Source organism: Streptomyces sp. NPDC058291 (genome assembly GCF_042880855.1).
GTDB lineage: Bacteria > Actinomycetota > Actinomycetes > Streptomycetales > Streptomycetaceae > Streptomyces.
Genome location: NZ_JBHVYK010000055.1, coordinates 18328 through 37176, shown reverse-complemented (window position 1 = coordinate 37176; position 18849 = coordinate 18328). Strand labels below are relative to the sequence as shown.

Annotated in this window: 14 protein-coding genes; 4 read left to right on the top strand and 10 right to left on the bottom strand. The window is 73.1% G+C overall.

The window, feature by feature from the left end; all coding sequences use genetic code 11:
- Positions 1–121: 121 nt before the first annotated feature.
- The 9 genes from ACFVYK_RS25185 to rsmI all read right to left on the bottom strand — a co-directional run bounded on the left by ACFVYK_RS25185 (position 122) and on the right by rsmI (position 11658).
- The gene (locus tag ACFVYK_RS25185; protein ID WP_389777901.1) at positions 122–1933 is read right to left on the bottom strand and encodes a PQQ-binding-like beta-propeller repeat protein; all 1812 of its coding nucleotides are present in this window, start codon (positions 1931–1933) and stop codon (positions 122–124) included.
- A 187-nt stretch (positions 1934–2120) separates the two neighbouring features.
- Positions 2121–3923 (bottom strand): ABC-F family ATP-binding cassette domain-containing protein, encoded by a 1803-nt coding sequence (locus tag ACFVYK_RS25180; RefSeq protein WP_389777900.1) that lies wholly within the window; start codon positions 3921–3923, stop codon positions 2121–2123.
- A gap of 322 nt (positions 3924–4245) precedes the next feature.
- A complete protein-coding gene (locus tag ACFVYK_RS25175) occupies positions 4246–5553 on the bottom strand; it encodes an ankyrin repeat domain-containing protein (RefSeq protein WP_389777899.1) in 1308 nt (435 codons plus the stop codon).
- 117 nt (positions 5554–5670) lie between these two features.
- Positions 5671–6591 (bottom strand): 4-(cytidine 5'-diphospho)-2-C-methyl-D-erythritol kinase, encoded by a 921-nt coding sequence (locus tag ACFVYK_RS25170; RefSeq protein WP_389777897.1) that lies wholly within the window; start codon positions 6589–6591, stop codon positions 5671–5673.
- Entirely contained in the window at positions 6588–7490 is a 903-nt protein-coding gene (rsmA, locus tag ACFVYK_RS25165; protein WP_389777895.1) for a 16S rRNA (adenine(1518)-N(6)/adenine(1519)-N(6))-dimethyltransferase RsmA, read from the bottom strand. Before rsmA ends, ACFVYK_RS25170 begins: the two co-directional genes overlap by 4 nt.
- Positions 7491–7538: 48 nt before the next feature.
- The gene (locus tag ACFVYK_RS25160; protein WP_389777893.1) at positions 7539–8963 is read right to left on the bottom strand and encodes a ubiquitin-like domain-containing protein; all 1425 of its coding nucleotides are present in this window, start codon (positions 8961–8963) and stop codon (positions 7539–7541) included.
- A 117-nt stretch (positions 8964–9080) separates the two neighbouring features.
- Positions 9081–9974, bottom strand: coding sequence for a TatD family hydrolase (locus tag ACFVYK_RS25155; RefSeq protein WP_389777891.1), 894 nt, complete (start codon positions 9972–9974; stop codon positions 9081–9083).
- Between the two features lie 44 nt (positions 9975–10018).
- Positions 10019–10441, bottom strand: coding sequence for a hypothetical protein (locus tag ACFVYK_RS25150; RefSeq protein ID WP_389777889.1), 423 nt, complete (start codon positions 10439–10441; stop codon positions 10019–10021).
- 344 nt (positions 10442–10785) lie between these two features.
- Complete coding sequence (gene rsmI / locus ACFVYK_RS25145; protein ID WP_389777887.1) at positions 10786–11658, bottom strand: 16S rRNA (cytidine(1402)-2'-O)-methyltransferase; 873 nt, start codon at positions 11656–11658, stop codon at positions 10786–10788.
- Positions 11659–11720: 62 nt separating this feature from the next.
- Between rsmI and ACFVYK_RS25140 the strand changes: the two genes are divergently transcribed.
- From ACFVYK_RS25140 to ACFVYK_RS25130, 3 genes are all read left to right on the top strand, one after another.
- Complete coding sequence (locus ACFVYK_RS25140) at positions 11721–13469, top strand: dolichyl-phosphate-mannose--protein mannosyltransferase (RefSeq protein ID WP_389777886.1); 1749 nt, start codon at positions 11721–11723, stop codon at positions 13467–13469.
- A gap of 120 nt (positions 13470–13589) precedes the next feature.
- Positions 13590–15218: a penicillin-binding transpeptidase domain-containing protein gene (locus ACFVYK_RS25135; protein ID WP_389777885.1), complete on the top strand. Its 1629-nt coding sequence runs from the start codon at positions 13590–13592 to the stop codon at positions 15216–15218.
- A gap of 243 nt (positions 15219–15461) precedes the next feature.
- A complete protein-coding gene (locus ACFVYK_RS25130; protein ID WP_389777883.1) occupies positions 15462–17138 on the top strand; it encodes a penicillin-binding transpeptidase domain-containing protein in 1677 nt (558 codons plus the stop codon).
- 106 nt (positions 17139–17244) lie between these two features.
- Here ACFVYK_RS25130 and ACFVYK_RS25125 read toward each other — a convergent pair whose 3' ends face one another.
- On the bottom strand, positions 17245–17595 hold the full coding sequence (locus tag ACFVYK_RS25125) for an SsgA family sporulation/cell division regulator (RefSeq protein WP_389777881.1): 351 nt from the start codon (positions 17593–17595) through the stop codon (positions 17245–17247).
- A gap of 194 nt (positions 17596–17789) precedes the next feature.
- Here ACFVYK_RS25125 and ACFVYK_RS25120 point away from each other — a divergent pair, with 194 nt between their 5' ends.
- The gene (locus ACFVYK_RS25120) at positions 17790–18848 is read left to right on the top strand and encodes an energy-coupling factor ABC transporter permease (protein ID WP_389777879.1); all 1059 of its coding nucleotides are present in this window, start codon (positions 17790–17792) and stop codon (positions 18846–18848) included.
- Position 18849 lies beyond the last annotated feature (1 nt).

The following is an 18849-nucleotide window of genomic DNA, read 5'->3' as shown; positions in this document are numbered from 1 at the left end:
AGGAGCCCGGAAAGCCCGCGAACCCTGGAAAGCCGGGAGGGCTCGGAGGGCTCGGGGAGCTCGGCGGGCTGGGGAAGACGGACCTGGACGGCGGTGACGGGCCGGAAGGCGGCAGGTCGCCCTACTTGCCGTAGGCGAGCATCAGCTTCTCCTTCGTCTCGTCGTTGCCCGTCAGCCTGGTGGTGGAGATGTAGAAGCGGCCGCCGGCCCAGTCGACGTCCCGCGAGAAGAAACTGTCCTCGATGTCGGCCGTGCTCTTGGGCAGTTGCAGGAGCGTCTTCGGCGTGTGCGCGGCGCCGGCGGTCGGGATGCCCACCACGCGGCCCGCCGCCTCGTACGACGGCTCCACGTAGGCGACGAGGCTGCCGCCCTCGACCTTGACCGGCTGCATCGCCTCGTCCGTCGGGGACTTGACGCGCCACTTCTCCTTGCCGGTGGACAGGTCGATCGCCACGATCTCGTTGGCGCCGCTCTTCGCCTCGGTCGGCAGGTAGAGCGTGTTCGCGTCGGAGGCCGTGCCCGCGCAGCCCGTCAGGTTGCGCTGCAGGAAGCCGGAGTCGCACTTGGGGGCGAACGTCTCGTTGACGCGGACCTGCGAGCGGTACGCGCCGGTCGCCGTGAACGTCGAGATGTTCCAGGTCTTCTTGTCCTCGTTGGTGCTGTAGACGATCAGCGGGTCGACGGAGAACGTCTTCGCGACCGTCCAGCCCTTGTCGACCTTCCGGGTCCACCTGACCTTGCCGGTCGCCGGGTCCAGTTCCTGGATCTCGTCGTGCTCGGTCGGGTCGGTCGCGTCGCAGGACGCCACCGCGATCAGCCGGGTGCCGCCGGCGAACGCGGTGGGGAAGCACGCGTCGCCGTACTTCTGCTTGTCGTACAGCTTCTTGCCGGTGCGGACGTCGTACGCCGTCCCGGACTGGGAGCGGCCCACCATCAGGGTGTTGCCGGTCAGCGACAGCTCCACACTGATCGCGCTGTCGAACAGCGCGCCGTCCGCGACCACGCCCGTCCAGCCCTTGGCGCCGGTGTTCAGGTCGATCTGCTGGAGCTGGTTGCACTTGGCGCGGTCGCTGGTGCCGCTCATGTACGCGACGACGATCTTGTCGTCCGCCGTCTTCTGCGGGGTGACCGCGCAGATCTTCTGCGGCAGCGTGACGGTGTCCCAGGTCGGCCTGCCGTCGCCGACGTCGTAGGCGACGATCGCCTTGTACGCGGCCTTCACGGCCGTCTTGGCGGTGATCCACATGCCGGGGGCGTCGGCGCCGGAGGCGGGGGCGTCGGGCGCCTCCTTGTACCAGAGCACCTTCGCCTCGCCGGCCTTGCGGTCGGCGTTGAAGTCCTGGTCGCCGCCGCCGTCGCCGCTGCCGTCCCCGGGGTTGACCGGGGCGCCGCTCGACGTGGGCTTGTCGTCACCGCTCGGTCCGGCGACCGGCTTCGTGCCGCCCTTGTCGTCTCCGCCGCCGACCGCGTACACCGTCCCGCCGATGACCAGGAGCGCCGCCACCGCGGCCCCCACCACCAGCGCGGGCCGGCCCTTGAAGGGGTTGCGGCCGCCCGACGGGGCGCCCGGGGCGCCCGGTCCGCCGGGGAACTGGGGCTGCTGCTGCGGATAGCCGTAGCCGGGCTGCTGTCCGTACGGGCCGCTCGGCTGACCGTACGGGCCGGGCTGCTGACCGTACGGACCGGGCTGCTGTCCATAGGGGCCGGACGGCCCGTAGGGGCCCGGCTGCTGGGGCGGCCCGTAGGGGCCCGGCTGCTGCGGGTAGCCGTAACCGGGCTGCGGAGCGGGCGGGCCCTGGGGTGGCTGCGGTGGCAGCTGCGGTGCGCCGAAACCGCCCTGCGGCGGCGTCTGTCCGGCCGGCGGCTGCGGCGGCCGGTCCTGCGGTGCTCCGAAACCACCCTGCTGCGGCGGCTGATCGGGCGGCTGAGCCATCAGCGTGTTCCCCCTTGCCACTGTTTTTAGCCACGCCCCCAGGTCAGTGACCACCCGGAGCCGTCTTCAGAACGTACAGACGGCTCTTTCTATCACCCGGCGCCGACAGGCCAACGGGCCGGATCCGCCCCTGTTCCCAAGGGCGGACCGGCCCGTGACGCCGTCGTTATGCGCCTTCACGCACCCTTCACGCGTCCTCGGCGAGTTCGAGCCACCGCAGCTCCAGTTCCTCGCGCTCGCCGGCCAACGCCCGCAGCTGGGCGTCCAGTCCGGCGACCTTCTCGAAGTCGGTGGCGTGATCGGCGATCTGGGCGTGCAGCTTGGCCTCCTTCTCCGAGACCTTGTCCAACTGCCGCTCGATCTTCTGCAGTTCCTTCTTGGCGGCGCGCTGGTCGGCGGCGCTCTTCTCGGGCGCGGTCTTCTGCGCGGCCGGGGCGGAGGCCGCGGCGGCCTCCTCCATGCGCTGCCGGCGCTCGATGTACTCGTCGATGCCGCGCGGGAGCATCCGCAGGGAGGCGTCGCCCAGGAGGGCGAAGACCCGGTCCGTGGTGCGCTCGACGAAGAAGCGGTCGTGGGAGATGACGATCATCGAGCCGGGCCAGCCGTCGAGGAGGTCCTCCAGCTGGGTGAGGGTCTCGATGTCGAGGTCGTTGGTGGGCTCGTCGAGGAAGAGGACGTTGGGCTCGTCCATGAGCAGGCGCAGGATCTGCAGACGGCGACGCTCACCGCCGGACAGGTCCCCGACCGGCGTCCACTGCTTGTCCTTGTTGAAGCCGAACGTCTCGCACAGCTGCCCGGCGGTCATCTCGCGCCCCTTGCCGAGGTCGACGCGCTCGCGCACCTGCTGGACGGCCTCCAGGACCCGCAGTCCGGGGTCGAGTTCGCCGACCTCCTGGGAGAGGTAGGCCAGCTTGACCGTCCTGCCGACGGCGATCCGCCCGGCCACGGGCTGGGTCTCGCCCTCGGTGCGGGCGGCCTCGGCCAGGGCCCGCAGCAGGGAGGTCTTGCCGGCGCCGTTGACGCCGACGAGGCCGATGCGGTCGCCGGGGCCGAGGTGCCAGGTGATGTGCTTGAGCAGCACCTTGGGGCCGGCCTGGACGGTGACGTCCTCCAGGTCGAAGACCGTCTTCCCGAGGCGTGAGGAGGCGAACTTCATCAGCTCGCTGCTGTCGCGCGGCGGCGGCACGTCCGCGATGAGCTCGTTGGCGGCCTCCACCCGGAAGCGCGGCTTGGACGTGCGCGCGGGGGCGCCGCGCCGCAGCCAGGCGAGCTCCTTGCGGACCAGGTTCTGCCGCTTGGTCTCCTCGGTCGCGGCGATGCGCTCGCGCTCGGCGCGGGCGAAGACGTAGTCGGAGTAGCCGCCCTCGTACTCGTGGACGTCGCCGCGCTGCACGTCCCACATGCGGGTGCAGACCTGGTCCAGGAACCAGCGGTCGTGGGTGACGCAGACGAGGGCCGAGCGGCGCTCGCGCAGGTGCCGGGCGAGCCAGGAGATGCCCTCGACGTCGAGGTGGTTGGTGGGCTCGTCCAGGACGATCAGGTCCTGTTCGTCGATCAGCAGCTTGGCCAGCGCGATCCGGCGGCGCTCGCCGCCGGACAGCGGGCCGATGACGGTGTCCAGGCCCTGCGGGAAGCCGGGCAGGTCGAGCCCGCCGAACAGGCCCGTCAGCACGTCCCGGATCTTGGCGTTGCCGGCCCACTCGTGGTCGGCCAGGTCGCGGATGACCTCGTGCCGGACGGTCGCGGCCGGGTCCAGGGAGTCGTGCTGGGTGAGCACGCCCATGCGCAGCCCGCCGGAGTGGGTGACCCGGCCGGTGTCGGCGTCCTCCAGCTTGGCGAGCATGCGGATCAGCGTCGTCTTGCCGTCGCCGTTGCGGCCGACGACGCCGATCCGGTCCCCTTCGGACACGCCGAGCGAGATGCCGTCGAGGAGTGCACGGGTGCCGTACACCTTGCTGACGTTCTCGACATTGACCAGATTGACGGCCATTTCTCTCCTGCCCGGGGGGATCGATCGACCCTCCAGGGTAGTCCGGCGGCCCGCACTGCCCTCCCACCCGTCCAGGTGGGGGGAGGCGGGACCCCACGGGAGCGGAGGGGGCGTGCGGGGGGAGCGGCTCTCCGAGGCGCGCGATGTCCGTCACGGGCGCGTGAAGATCGTGCACGCTGTTCAGCGGCGGCGCGTGCGCGTCTCGCTCGCGCCGGCGGGCGTCGGGGCGTGCGGCGACGGCCGGCGGACGGGCCGACGGGCGGACGGGCGGCCGGCGACTGGTTGCGCGCCCCCGGCGGACGCCACCCCCCGCGAGCCCGGCTCACGCGCCGGTTCGGAACGGGCGTTCGCGTTCCTCTCCTGCCTCCGCCGCCGTGGTCTGCTCGTAAGTCCACATCGCCCGCACGAGGTCCCCGTCGGGCCAGCCGTCGGGGTCGAGGGGAAGCAGCCGGCGCTTGGCGTCCACACAGCGCGGGTCACCGCGCAGCGCGAGCCCGCGCGCGGCATGCACCCGGGTCTCCCGAAGCTCGTCGTCGAGAAGTCCGGCGAGGGCGTCCTCGATGCCGGGCGCATCGCCGCGGACGTGCGTCAGCCCGTAGGCCGCCCTCTCGCGCACGGCGGGATCCGGATCGCGCGCCAGCGCGTACAGCGCCTTCAGGCGTGCGGAAGGAGCGTCCGCGCTCCCCTCGTCCCCGGACAGGAGGGACGGCACCACACAGCGCACCCGGGGATCGGGATGCGTCGCGTACCGCAGCCCGAGGGCCTCGATGTCCTCGGCGTACCCTTCGCCCTCGTCGATCACCGCGTCCAGCACGAGCGCCAGCACCTCGGGGTCCTCCTCCTTCGACGCCCAGGGGAAGAACAGCGCGATGTCCCGCCCCGCGGGCGGTCGGTAACCGTCGTGCGGGCCACTGACGGCCATGAGCCGCAGCAGGTCGGCGGCGAAGAGGCGGCGCAGCCGGTCCGGGTGGTCGCGCAGATCGGCGGCGTCCGCCCAGGTCGCCTCGTGCCCTCGCCAGGACAGCCGGACCACCGCCTCCGTCCATACCGCGTGACCCCGGTCCGGGCGCACGAGCGCCCGGGCGACCACCTCGTCGAACGGAGCGCCCACCCCGAAGCTCTCCTCCAGCCCGATGAGCACTCCGGCATGGCCGTCGCGCACGGTCAGCCCGCCGAGGGTGATCTGCTCGTAGTGGCAGAAGGCGTCCGGGTCCTCGACCCGCGTGCGTGCGGCGGGTCCCGGGGCCCCCGTCCTGCGGCGCAGCTCGGCCGCCAGGCCGGTTCCGGTTCCGGTCCCGGCCCAGAACCGCGCTCTGTCCAGCAGCTCCGCGCGCGCCTCGGGCGTCAGCCGCACGGTCTGCGGCAGCAGCGCCGCGGTGATCTCCGTGGAGCCGCCGTCCACCGCCCGCAGCAGCGGGGTGTCGCCGTCGGGCAGCGGGCGCAGCGGGTCGGCGCCGGCCGCGATCAGCGCCTCGGCGACCTTCTCGTCGTAGGCGGCGACGGCCAGGCACAGCAGGGGCGTGCCGTCGGCCGGGTCGCAGGTCTCCGGGTCCGCCCCGGCGTCCAGCAGTTCCCGGACCGCTTCGGCGTCGCCCCGCCGAACGGCCGCGACCAGTTCCGTCGGTGCCACGCGCCTGCCTCCCCGTGCCGGTCCCAGGGTGCGGCCGACCGTCGGAGCTTAGAGGGCGCGGGCCACCGGGGCAGCCGGATTACCGCCGTCCGATCGCGTGCCCCGACGACCGCCGTCCTACCGCGTGCCTCCGACGACCGTCGCCCCCGGCGCGGGTCCCGACGCCGTGCGCACGCTTGTGCAGGTGCCCGACGCGCCCAGCGCCCGCGCGATGTGCGCGGCGGAGTCGGGGTCGTGGGCGAGGAACGCGGTGGTCGGACCGGAGCCCGAGACGAGGCAGGCGAGGGCCCCGGCCGCGCGCCCCGCGGCGAGCGTGTCGGCCAGCTCGGGGAAGAGCGAGAGGGCCGCGGGCTGGAGGTCGTTGGAGACGGTGGCCGCCAGCGCGGCGGCATCGCCCTTGGCGAGGGCGTCGAGGAGCTCGCGCGAGGCGACCGGCTCGGGGACGTCCAGTCCGGCCGTGAGCCGGTCGAACTCCCGGAACACCGCCGGCGTCGACAGCCCCCGCTCGGCCATCGCGAACACCCAGTGGAAGGCGCCGCCGGTCTCCAGGGCCGTCAGCTTCTCGCCCCGGCCGGTGCCCAGAGCCGCCCCGCCGACCAGGCTGAACGGCACGTCACTGCCCAACTCGGCGCAGATTGCGAGGAGTTCGGCGCGGGAGGCGCCGGTGCCCCACAGCGCGTCGCAGGCCAGCAGGGCGCCGGCGCCGTCCGCGCTGCCGCCCGCCATGCCCCCGGCGACGGGGATGTCCTTGGCGATGTGCAGATGCACGTCGGGGCTGCGGCCGTACCGCTCGGCCAGCGCGATCGCGGCCCGCGCGGCCAGGTTCGTACGGTCCAGAGGCACCTGCCCGGCGTCCGGGCCGGCGCAGGTGACGCGGAGCCCGGCGGCCTCGGTCACGGTGACCTCGTCGTACAGACCGACCGCGAGGAAGACGTTCGCCAGGTCGTGGAAGCCGTCCGCGCGGGCGGCGCCCACCGCCAGCTGCACATTGACCTTGGCGGGCACCCGCACGGTCACCCCGGCGGCTCCCGCGCTCACGCGGAGTCCTCCGCCCGCTCGGCGTCGCGGTGCTCGGCGTCGCGGTGCTCGGCGATCCTGGCGAACTCCTCGACCGTGAGGGCCTCGCCGCGGGCCTGCGGGGAGATCCCGGCCGCCACGAGGGCCTCCTCGGCACGCGCGGCCGAGCCGGCCCAGCCGGCCAGCGCGGCCCGCAGGGTCTTGCGGCGCTGCGCGAACGCCGCGTCGACGACGGCGAACACCTCGCGCCGAGACGCCGTGGTCGCGACGGGCTCGGTCCGCCGCACCAGCGACACCAGCCCGCTGTCCACGTTCGGCGCGGGCCAGAACACGTTGCGGCCGATCGCGCCCGCCCGCTTGACCTCGGCGTACCAGTTGGCCTTGACGGACGGCACGCCGTACACCTTCGAACCGGGCCCGGCGGCGAGCCGGTCGGCGACCTCCGACTGGACCATGACGAGGGTGCGCTCGATGCTCGGGAAGGTCTCCAGCATGTGCAGCAGCACGGGCACGGCCACGTTGTACGGCAGGTTGGCGACCAGCGCGGTCGGGGCGGGGCCCGGCAGCGCCGTCACGTGCATGGCGTCGGAGTGCACCAGCGCGAAGCGCTCGGCGCGCTGCGGCATGCGCGCCGCGATCGTCGCCGGCAGCGCGCCGGCCAGGACGTCGTCGATCTCGACGGCCGTGACCCGGTCGGCGGCTTCCAGCAGCGCCAGGGTGAGGGAGCCGAGCCCCGGCCCGACCTCGACCACGACGTCGTCGGGCCGGACCTGTGCGGTGCGGACGATGCGGCGGACCGTGTTCGCGTCGATCACGAAGTTCTGGCCGCGCTGCTTGGTGGGCCGCACGCCGAGGACCGCCGCGAGCTCGCGGATGTCGGCGGGGCCCAGGAGGGCGTCGGGGGTGGGGCTGCTACTCACGGGACCAGGGTACGGGGGTCCGCCGGCCCTCCCGTCCGCCGCCGGGCCTCACCCGTGCAGCCGCGTCCCGCAGTGCGGCCAGGGGCCGGCGCCGCGGCGGACGTACAGCTTCTTCGCGCGAAACGTCTGCTCCGCCGCCGGCGCGTCCTGGGGGCGCCCGCTGCCGCCGAGGCTCTGCCAGGTGCGGGTGTCGAACTGGTAGAGCCCGCCGTAGGTGCCCGAGGGGTCGACGGCGTTCGGCCGGCCGCCCGACTCGCAGGCGGCCAGCGACTGCCAGTCCAGGCCATCGGCCCCCCGCACGGACGACGGACGCGGCTTCGTGCCGACCTTCACCACCTGGGTGCGCGGTGTGCGCACGACCTCGTCGCGGATCCGCCGCGGCCTCTGCCGCACGCCGTTGACGGTGCGCAGGGCGTACGTGATGCGCCGCAGTCCGGGCTGCCCGGTCCGCTCCACCACCTCCGTGCCCTGGAACAGCGAGGAATCCTCGGTGCGGCGCACGGAGAACGGGATCTGCTCCTCGCGCACCTCCTGGGAGCCGGTGATCCGCAGCACGGTGACCGTCTGCCCGTCGCGCGGGAAGCTGCCGAGGTCGACGGAGGTGGTGTCCTGTCCGCGCAGGGTGATCCCGGCCGCCTGGACCGCCTCGCGCACCGTGGCGGCGTTGGTGCGGACGGTGCGGGCCCGGCCGTCGGCCATGACGGTGACCTGGCGCTCGGTGCGCACGTCCAGCGCGAGCCCGGCGGGTCCGATGCGCTGTGCGCGCGAGACGGACAGGTAGGCGCCCTCCGCCCGCACCCCGAGCTGCCGCAGCGCCTCCTCCACGGTGTGCGCGGTCGTCCACAGCTCGTGCCGCTGCCCGTCCAGGGTGAGCCGGACGGGACGTCCGTAGCGGACGGCGATCTCGTCACCGCTGGCCAGGGCCGTGCCGGGGGCGGGCGCCACCACGTCGTGCGCCCCCACCTTCACGCCCTCCTCGGCGAGGAGTTCGCTCACGTCGTCGGCGAAGGTGTGCAGGGTGCGCGGCTTGCCGTCGACGGTCAGCTCGACCGCCTTGTCCTCGGCGACGAACGCGGTGGTGCCGCCGGCCAGGAACGCGACGACGAGCGCCTGCGGGAGAAGCCGGCGCATCGCGGACTCCGGGCGCTCGGCGGAGCGCGATCTGCGTCGGCGCGCGGCCCGCCCGCCCAGGTCCTCCCTCGGGGACGGCGGCGCGGGCATCACCAGGGACGCGGGGAGCTGGAGCGTCGCGGGCGGCCGCGGCGGCGACCCGTAGGGCTCGTGCGGTCCGTGCGGCGGGCAGAGCTGGTGCGGCGGGTGCGGCTCGCAGCTCTCGTAGGCGGGCCGGTAGGTGTCGTCGTAGGTCCCGGGGGCCGCGTACACGCCGTACGCGACCGTCTCGGCGTCGTGCAGGTCCACGTACGACCCGCCACCGCCGCACGGCTCGTACTCGATGCGCTGCGAGTTGCTCACGCCGACACGCTCCAGGGGGTGGGCTCCGGATCGGGCCCCCAGAACCTAGCGGAGGGACGGTCACTCTCCAAAGTGGCGCGACTACCGAGAGTCGTGTTCGATCCGGTCCCCTCGCCGTCAGTAGCCGAACGCGCGTGCCGTGTTGGCGGCGAGTGCGGTGGCCAGGGCGTCCTCGTCGACGCCGCGCACGGCGGCCATCGCACGCACCGTGATCGGGACGAGATACGGGGCGTTGGGCCGTCCCCGGTAGGGCGCGGGGGTCAGGAACGGGGCGTCGGTCTCCACCAGGAGCAGTTCCGCCGGGGCCACGGCGACGGCGTCGCGCAGGCCCTGCGCGTTCTTGAAGGTGACGTTGCCGGCGAAGGACATGAAGTAGCCGGCGCGGGCGCAGATCTCCGCCATCTCGGCGTCGCCGGAGTAGCAGTGGAAGACGGTGCGCTCGGGGGCGCCCTCCTCCTTCAGCACGCGCAGGACGTCGGCGTGGGCGTCCCGGTCGTGGATGACCAGCGCCTTTCCGTGCCGCTTGGCCATCTCGACGTGCGCGCGGAACGAGTACTCCTGGGGCTCCTTGCCCTCGGGGCCGGTGCGGAAGTAGTCCAGCCCCGTCTCGCCGACGCCCTTGACGTGCGGGAGCGCGGCCAGGCGGTCGATCTCGGCGAGCGCCTCGTCGAGCGCCGCCGCGCCGCCCGGCTTGCGGGCGCCCAGCCGGGACCAGTCTCCCCCGGGGTCGCCGTGCACGATGCGCGGCGCCTCGTTCGGGTGCAGGGCGACCGCCGCGTGGACGCTGTCGTGCGCCGCCGCCGTCTCGGCCGCCCACCGGGAGCCCCGTACGTCGCAGCCGACCTGGACGACGGTCGTCACGCCGACCGACGCCGCCTTCGCGAGGGCCTCCTCGACCGTGCCCGACTGCATGTCGAGGTGGGTGTGGGAGTCGGCCACCGGCACCCCTAGGGGGGCCGGAAGCGGCGGCGCGGCGCTGGTGTCGGCGTTCCTGCCGGCGTTCGAAGACATGCCCCGATCCTACGGAAGGGCTCCGTGCTCACCGGGGCCGCCTGCTAGCCGGCCTTGCGCTGGAAGGGGTGCAGGAGGTCGGAGAGGTGCCAGTGGTGGTCCGGGTGCTCGTCCGTCCCGCCGGTGCGCTCCTCGGCCGCCGTCGTCGGCGCCTGCACGGGTCCGGCCGCGGGCGCCGCCTTGGCCGGCCGGGCCGCGTCGCGCACCGACGAGACCTGTCCGGCCCGCATGATCCGCACGACGTGCCCGTCGCAGTTCTGGCACGCGGGACGGCTCAGGGGCGACGGCACGATCCGGCCCTCCGCCACGTAGAGGACGAACTGGCGTCCGTCGCCGTCGGTGTGGTGCTCGATCTCGTACGACTGCTCCCAGCCGTGCCCGCACCGCATGCAGGCGAAGGAGTACGACTCGTTGACGACGGCGCTCGCGCCGTCGCGGAGGCCGGTCTGCCCGGTGATGTCACTCATGCCAGCTCCTGCTGTCCGCTGGGCAAGCCGCTCCCGGCGCGGGTGTTCCCCCGGAACGCCCTTGGGAGCGAGGGACGGGTGCGTCCCTGTGACCAGTGGACTCCTCGGCGGGCGCCAAGGCATCAGGCCTGTCCACTGTTGGAGGCGATTTGGACTGTCCTTGCCGAAGCGGCCCCGGCGAGGGGGCTGGGCTTTGCCTTCGGCGACAGCCCTTTGCCCCCGCATGGGGCGCATGCTCAGACGACATGCGCCCTGCTCAGAGGGGGTGTGAGCTGCTTCACAGCACGTCGGCCCCAGCCGTCACAGACTCCCGGCCCGCCCGCCTCGCGAGGGGGCGGGAGCCGTCACAGGCCCCCCGCGTTCTTCGCCGCCACCACCGCGTCGAACACCTCGCGCTTGGGCAGTCCGGTCTCCGCCGCCACCGCCGCGATGGCCTCCTTGCGCCGCTCGCCCGCCTCCTCGCGCACCCGGACCCGGCGCACCAGTTCCGCCGCGTCGAGCTCCTCGGGCCCGCGCTCGGGGGCGCCGGTGACGACGACGGTGATCTCGCCGCGCACGCCCTGCGCGGCCCACTCCGCGAGGTCGCCGAGCGGCCCGCGCCGCACCTCCTCGTACGTCTTGGTCAGCTCTCGGCAGACGGCGGCCCGCCGGTCCGCGCCGAACACCTCGGCCATCGCGGCGAGGGTGTCGTCGAGCCGGTGCGGGGCCTCGAAGTAGACGAGGGTGCGCCGTTCCCGGGCGACCTCGCGCAGCCGCGACAGCCGCTCCCCCGCCTTGCGGGGCAGGAACCCCTCGAAGCAGAACCGGTCCACGGGCAGCCCGGACAGGGCCAACGCGGTGAGCACGGCGGACGGGCCGGGGACGGCGGTGACGCGGACGTCCCGCTCCACGGCCGCGGCGACCAGCCGGTAGCCGGGGTCGGAGACGGAGGGCATCCCGGCGTCGGTGACCAGCAGTACCCGAGCGCCGTTCACGAGCTCCTCGACCAGCTCGGGCGTGCGGGCGGACTCGTTGCCCTCGAAGTAGGACACCACCCGCCCCTTGGGCGTCACGCCCAGCGCCTGGGTCAGCCGGCGCAGCCGGCGGGTGTCCTCGGCGGCGATGACGTCGGCGCCGGTCAGCTCTTCGGCGAGGCGGGGCGGGGCGTCCGCGACGTCGCCGATGGGGGTGCCGGCGAGCACGAGGAGTCCGGGGGCGGTTCGGGGCGTGGCTGTCACGTTTCCATCCTCGCAGGGCAGAGACACGGGACTCACACAGACCTGTTCCCTACGATGGCGCGGTGACCAGTACCGCGTCCTCCATGGACTCAACGGACTACCGGCAGGGCCGGACGCCGCACGACCGGCGGCCGTCGTGGCAGCAGCGGCTGCGCCGCTTCGGATACGCGGCGGAGCCCTCCGCCGACGTCCGCGAGCGGCTGTCGCCGCCGTACGCGCAGCCCAGCCCGCGGTTGTGGCAGGCGCTGGGCGTCCCGCACGGGTGGGCGGACCGGATTACGCGCTGGTCGCCCTGGGGAGGTCCGCTGCTGGTCACGCTGGTGGCGGGGGTGCTGCGGTTCTGGCATCTGGGCAGCCCCAAGGCGGTGATATTCGACGAGACGTACTACGCCAAGGACGCGTGGGCGCTCGTCCACCGCGGGTTCGAGGTCAACTGGGACAAGAACGCCAACAACCTGATCCTGTCCTCGGGCGGGCACGTCCGGATCCCGGGGGACGCGGCCTACGTGGTGCATCCGCCGGTCGGCAAGTACGTGATCGGGCTGGGCGAGCTGATCTTCGGGTTCGACCCGTTCGGCTGGCGGTTCATGACCGCCCTGCTCGGAACGCTCTCGGTCCTCCTGCTGTGCCGGATCGGCCGCCGCCTCTTCCGCTCCACGTTCCTCGGGTGCCTGGCGGGCGCCCTGATGGCCGTGGACGGGCTGCACTTCGTGATGAGCCGCACCGCGCTGCTCGACGGGGTGCTGATGTTCTTCGTGCTGGCCGCGTTCGGCTGTCTGGTCGCCGACCGGGACCAGGCCCGCGCGCGGCTCGCCGCCGCGCTGCCGCCGGACCCCGACGGCCGCCACCGTCCGAACGCGACGGTCGCCGAGAGCGCTCGCCTGGGCTTTCGGCCCTGGCGCTGGGGCGCCGGCCTGTTCCTGGGGCTGGCCATCGGCACCAAGTGGAACGGCCTGTACATCATGGCCGCGTTCTGCCTGATGTCGGTCCTGTGGGACGTCGGTTCGCGCCGGGTGGCCGGTGCGCGCCACCCGTACCGGACGGTGCTCCGGCGCGACACGGGTCTCGCCTTCCTGGCCACCGTCCCGGTCGCGCTGGTCACGTACCTGGTGTCGTGGACGGGCTGGATCCGCTCCGCCGCCGACGGCAAGGGCGGCTACTACCGCAACTGGGCGGCCACCGACGGCAAGGGCGGCAGCTGGACGTGGCTGCCGGACTGGCTGCGCAGCCTGTGGCACTACGAGCACGAGGTGTACGAGTTCCACACGCACCTCACCTCGCCGCACCGGTACCAGTCGAACCCGTGGAGCTGGCTCGTCCTCGGCCGTCCGGTCTCGTACTTCTACGAGTCGCCCGCGCCCGGCAAGGACGGCTGTCCGGTCGACGCGAGCCAGAAGTGCGCCCGTGAGGTCCTCGCGATCGGCACGCCGCTGCTGTGGTGGGCGGCCTGCTTCGCCGTCCTGTTCGTGCTGTGGCGCTGGCTGTTCCGCCGGGACTGGCGGGCGGGCGCGATCGCCTGCGGCATCGCGGCCGGCTACCTGCCGTGGTTCCTGTACCAGGAACGCACGATCTTCCTGTTCTACGCGGTCGTCTTCCTGCCCTTCCTCTGTCTGGCGGTGGCCATGATGATCGGCGCACTCGTCGGCCCACCGGGCTCGACCGAGACCCGCCGCGTCGCGGGGGCGACCGGCGCGGGCGTCCTCGTCCTGCTCATCGCCTGGAACTTCATCTATTTCTGGCCCCTGTACACGGGGCAGGCCATCCCGATCGACAGCTGGCGTTCACGTATGTGGCTGGATACGTGGGTCTAACGATTCCGGAAACCGACGCGCCACGCACCGCCCTTTCCGCTTACTGTGAGCCGAGAAGAGCTTTCTGAACGCGTTCAGAAATGACGCGGCCCGAAAGCACCGACGGGGAGGGGTTCACAGATGCGCAAGGGGGCCAAGGCAGCCGTGATCGGCTCCGTCTTCGCCGTGATGGTGGGCGGGGCCGGCTACGGGGCCTTCAACATCGTCGACGCGCTGAACGGGAGCGTGGCCACCGGTGCCGGGGACGCGGCGCCGGCGGCCGTCAGGAGCGGGCCGCCGAGCGGGTCCGAGGTCAAGGACGCCAGCGCCGCCTTCTTCGCCGCCTGGACCGAGGGGCGGGCCGCGGCGGCCGCCGATCTCACCGACAACGCGGCCAAGGCCGAGCCGCTGCTGGCCTCCTTCGGCGCCGCGCACCTCACCGGTGTGAAGATCACGCCGGGCGCGGCGTCCGGCGCCGTCGTTCCCTACACGGTCAAGGCGACGGTGTCGTACGGGGGGAAGTCCAAGCCGCTCTCCTACGCGAGCCGGCTCACGGTCGTGCGGGGCGTGACCACCGGCAAGGCGCTGGTGGACTGGCAGCCCTCGGTCGTCCACCCGCAGCTGAAGGACATGGACGACACGCTGGTCACGGGCGCGTCGTCGAAGCCGCCGATCGAGGCGGTGGACCGTGACGGCAAGGTGCTGACGAAGGAGAGGTACCCCTCGCTGGGGCCGATCCTGGACGAGCTGCGCGCCAAGTACGGCGACAAGGCGGGCGGCACGCCCGGCGTCGAGCTGACGATCCGACACGCCGCCCCGGACACCGCCGACACCACGCTGCTCACCCTCGCCGAGGGCAAGCCCGGCAAGCTCCCCACCACCCTCAGCGCGGGCGTGCAGGCGGCCGCCGAGAAGGCGGCGCAGAAGTACCCCCAGTCGTCCGTGGTGGCGGTCAAGCCCAGCAGCGGCGAGGTGCTGGCGGTCGCCAACAACCGCACCGACGGCTGGAACGCAGCCTTCCTGGGCGAGGTCGCACCCGGCTCCACCATGAAGATCGTCAGCGCGGCCACCCTCATCGACAAGGGGCTCACGACCGCGAACGGGCCCGCGCCCTGTCCGCCCTCGGCGGTCTCGGACAGCCAGACCTTCCACAACCTCAAGGGCATGAAGCCGAACGAGAGCGCCACGCTCTCCGAGAGCTTCGCCCGCTCCTGCAACACGGCGTTCGTGAAGTTCGCGGACGACGTCAAGGACGACTGGCTGACGAACGAGGCACGGGACCGGTTCGGGATCGGGCTCGACTGGAAGACCGGCATCCCGTCCTTCGACGGCTCCGTCCCCGCCTCCACCGGCCCGGACACCGCCGCCGGTCTGATCGGCCAGGGCCAGGTCCAGATGAACCCGCTGAACATGGCGTCGGTGACGGCGACCGCGATGACGGGCGCCTTCCGCCAGCCGGTGATCGTCCCGCTCGGTCTCGACGGCCGTGAACCGGCGCAGGCGCGCGGGCTGTCGTCGAGCACGGTGCAGCAGTTGCGCTCGATGATGAACCGCACCGCCACCAGCGGCACCGCCGCCGACGTGATGTCCGGGCTGAGCGGCCGGATCGGCGCGAAGACCGGCTCCGCCGAGGTCGACGGACAGAGCAGGTCCGACAGTTGGTTCACCGGGTACCGCGACGACGTCGCGGCGGCGGCGATGACCCAGGACGGCGGTCACGGCGTCGACGCGTCCGGCCCGCTCGTGGCCGAGGTGCTGAGGGCCGGCTGAACACCGGCGGGCCGCGGGCCCCGGGGAAGGGGCAGGGACGGACACGCACGGACAGGGGCGGGCAGGCTCGGGCAGGCGCGGGCACGACTCGGTCGGGGGCCGGGCGTCCGGGGTGGCTGACGTCACACGTGACGTCGCCGCGGGTGACGGGACTCTAGGGTGGTAGCCGTCGTTGGGGTCATCGAGGGCAACGAGGGCAGCGGGGCTGGGGGGAGAGCCCCTGGGGATCCGGAGGATCTGACAGTGGGCAAGAGAAGGCGCGTCGAGGAACGAAGCAGCAAGCGGCGACCGGCCGTGGTCGGCGGCATGATCGCCGTCGTGGTCGGCGGAGCCGGGCTCGGCGTCTACGCGCTGTACGGCGGAGCCGCCGCCGACGACGGCTCCGCCGCCGCGGCCAACGGCGGTCAGGTGCCCCGGGTCCGGGCCGACGCTCCCTCGGCGGCCGAGGCGAAGACCCTGGCCACCCGGTTCCTGACGGCCTGGCAGCAGGGCGAGACGGCCCGCGCGGCCGCCGTCACGGACGACTCCGCGGCCGCCGCCGCCCTGCTGACCGGCTACGCCCGGGACGCCCACATCACGGACGTCACCCTCACCCCGGGCAAGGCCGCCGGCCTCAAGGTCCCGTTCTCCGTGAAGGGCACGGTGAAGTACAAGAACGTCGGCAAGCCGCTGACGTACGACAGCGCGCTCACCGTGGTGCGCAACCCCAGGAACGGCAAGGCACAGGTCGACTGGCACGCGTCCGTCGTCCACCCCGAGCTCCAGGACGGCGACCGGCTCGTCACCGGCGAATCGGGCACTCCGCCGGTCAAGGCCGTCGACCGGGACGGCGGCGTGCTGACGGCCGCGAAGTACCCCTCGCTGGGCACCGTGCTGGACGGGCTGAGGGAGAAGTACGGCAAGAAGGCGGGCGGCAGGGCGGGCGTGGAGCTCCGGGTCGTCCGCGGCAAGGCGTCCAAGGCGAAGAAGGCCTCCGACAAGACGCTGCTGGAACTCAGCGAGGGCACCCCGGGCACCGTGCGGACGACGCTGAGCCCGACCCTCCAGGCCGCCGCCGAACAGCAGGTGGCGAAGACGGTGCGCTCGTCGGTCGTCGTGATGAGGCCCTCCACGGGCGAGATCCTCGCGGTGGCCAACGCGAGCCCCGGTTTCAACACCGCGTTCAACGGCTCGCTCGCACCCGGCTCCACGATGAAGGTCATCACCTCGTCGCTGCTCATCGACAAGGGCCTGGCCTCGGCCGACAAGACCCACCCCTGCCCGAAGACGTTCGCCTACGGCGGCTGGAAGTTCCACAACGACGACGACTTCGAGATCAAGGACGGTTCGTTCAAGGCGTCCTTCGCCCGCTCCTGCAACACCGCCTTCATCAGCCAGGCCCCGGAACTGGACAACGACAGCCTGACCCGGCAGGCGCAGCAGGTGTTTGGCCTGTCGATGAACAACTGGTCGATCGGCGTCCCGTCCTTCGACGGCGCGGTGCCGGTGCAGTCGGCGGCCCAGATGGCGGCCTCGCTCATCGGACAGGGCGGGGTGCGGATGAACCCGCTGAACATGGCGTCGGTCGCCTCCACCGTGAAGGCGGGCGCCTTCCACCAGCCGTACCTGGTCGCCCCGTCGGTGGACGGCCGCACGCTGGCGAAGGCCTCGCGCACGATGTCGTCGTCGACGCTGTCGCAGGTGCGCGAGCTGATGAACTACACGGCCGCGGCCGGCACCGCCGCCGAGGCGATGTCCGGTCTGGGCCCCGACTACGGCGCCAAGACCGGCTCGGCGGAGGTCGACAACCAGGACAAGCCCAACGGCTGGTTCACCGCCTACCGCGGCGACCTGGCGGCCGCGGGCGTCGTCCAGGCGGGCGGCCACGGCGGCGACACGGCCGGCCCGATCGTGGCGACCCTGCTGCGGATGGGCGGCTGAGCGGCTCCCGGACACCGGGGCGCGCGCCGACGGCCACCGACCGGTGGCCCGCGACCGGTGCACGGCCCGCGGCCGATGCGTGGCCCGTGCGCGGCCGGCGGTGGGGCTAGTGGCTGACCGGCTGTACCGTCGCCGTGTAGGTGCGGCGCAGGAACCGCAGCAGCGTCTTGGACTCGAACTGGACCACCGAGACGCCGTGCGCGGAGTGGAACTCGACCACGGCCTGGACGCGCCCGCACGGCCAGACGCGCACCTCGCCGGTGCCGACCGGAGCGCGCAGGCCCTGTTCGAGGAGCGTGCGGGAGAACGTCCACTCCCGGCGGTCGGGCAGCCCGACGCGCACGGAACGGGGATCGCGCTCGGGGTCGTAGCGCAGCACCACGGGTACGGCCGTGTCCTCGACCCGGTCGGCATCGGTGACGATGTGGGCTCGCGTGTACTGCTCGACTACAGACATCGGCCGGCCCTCTCACGCAGCGTGACCTGTGCGGAAGCTATGCGTCCGCTCCCTCTCCAATGTCGCATATTTTGCGGATTGCGCTCGCTTGCGCCGACATATCTCACTTGTGCGATGCACGGGTCGCGACTCCGAGGCGCGAACGAGTCCCTCGCTCTTGCGAACCGTTCGCATTAAGCCACTATCATCGTCGGGTGCACGTACCCGACGGATTCATCAACGCCCCGACCTCCGCCGTGACCGGAGTCGTCGCCGCCGGCGCCATCGCCGTGAGCCTGCGCGGCGCGCGCCGTGAACTCGACGACAAGACCGCGCCGCTCGCCGGCCTGGTCGCGGCGTTCATCTTCGCCGTGCAGATGCTGAACTTCCCCGTCGCGGCGGGGACCAGCGGTCATCTGCTCGGCGGCGCGCTCGCCGCGATACTCGTGGGCCCCTACACCGGGGTCCTGTGCGTCTCCGTGGTCCTGCTGATGCAGGGCGTCCTCTTCGCCGACGGCGGACTGACCGCGCTCGGCGTCAACATCACCGACATGGCGATCGTGACGACCGTCGTGTCGTACGCCGTCTTCCGCGGCCTGGTGAAGGTGCTGCCGCGCTCGCGCCGGTCCGTCACGGCCGCCTCCTTCGTGGCCGCCGTGCTGTCCGTGCCCGCCGCCGCCGTGGCCTTCACGCTCATCTACTGGATCGGCGGCACCACCGACGTGGCGATCGGCAAGGTGGCCACCGCCATGATCGGCGTGCACGTCCTGATCGGCGTCGGCGAGGCCGTGATCACCGCGCTGACCGTGGGCGCCGTCGTCGCCGTCCGGCCGGACCTCGTCCACGGCGCCCGCGATCTGCGGCAGCGGCTCCAGCTGCGGGTGGACGGCCGCCTCGTCGACGTCCCGGCGGCCGAGGGGACGAGCACGGCGCCGGTGGCGGCCCGCGCCTCGCGGCGCACGGTGTGGGCGACCGGCCTGGTCGCCTCCCTCGTCCTGGCCGGCTTCGTCAGCTTCTACGCCTCCGCGAACCCCGACGGTCTGGAGAAGGTCGCCACCGACCACGGCATCGACAAGAGGACCCAGAAGCACGCCTCCTCCGACTCCCCGCTCGCCGGCTACGGCGTCAAGGACGTCGCCGACGCCCGCCTCTCCGGTGGCCTGGCGGGCGTGATCGGCGTCGGCACGACCGTCGTCGCGGGCAGCGCGGTGTTCTGGACGGTACGCCGACGCCGCACGGGCGACGTGTCCCCGGCCTCCACGAGCGGCGTCTGAC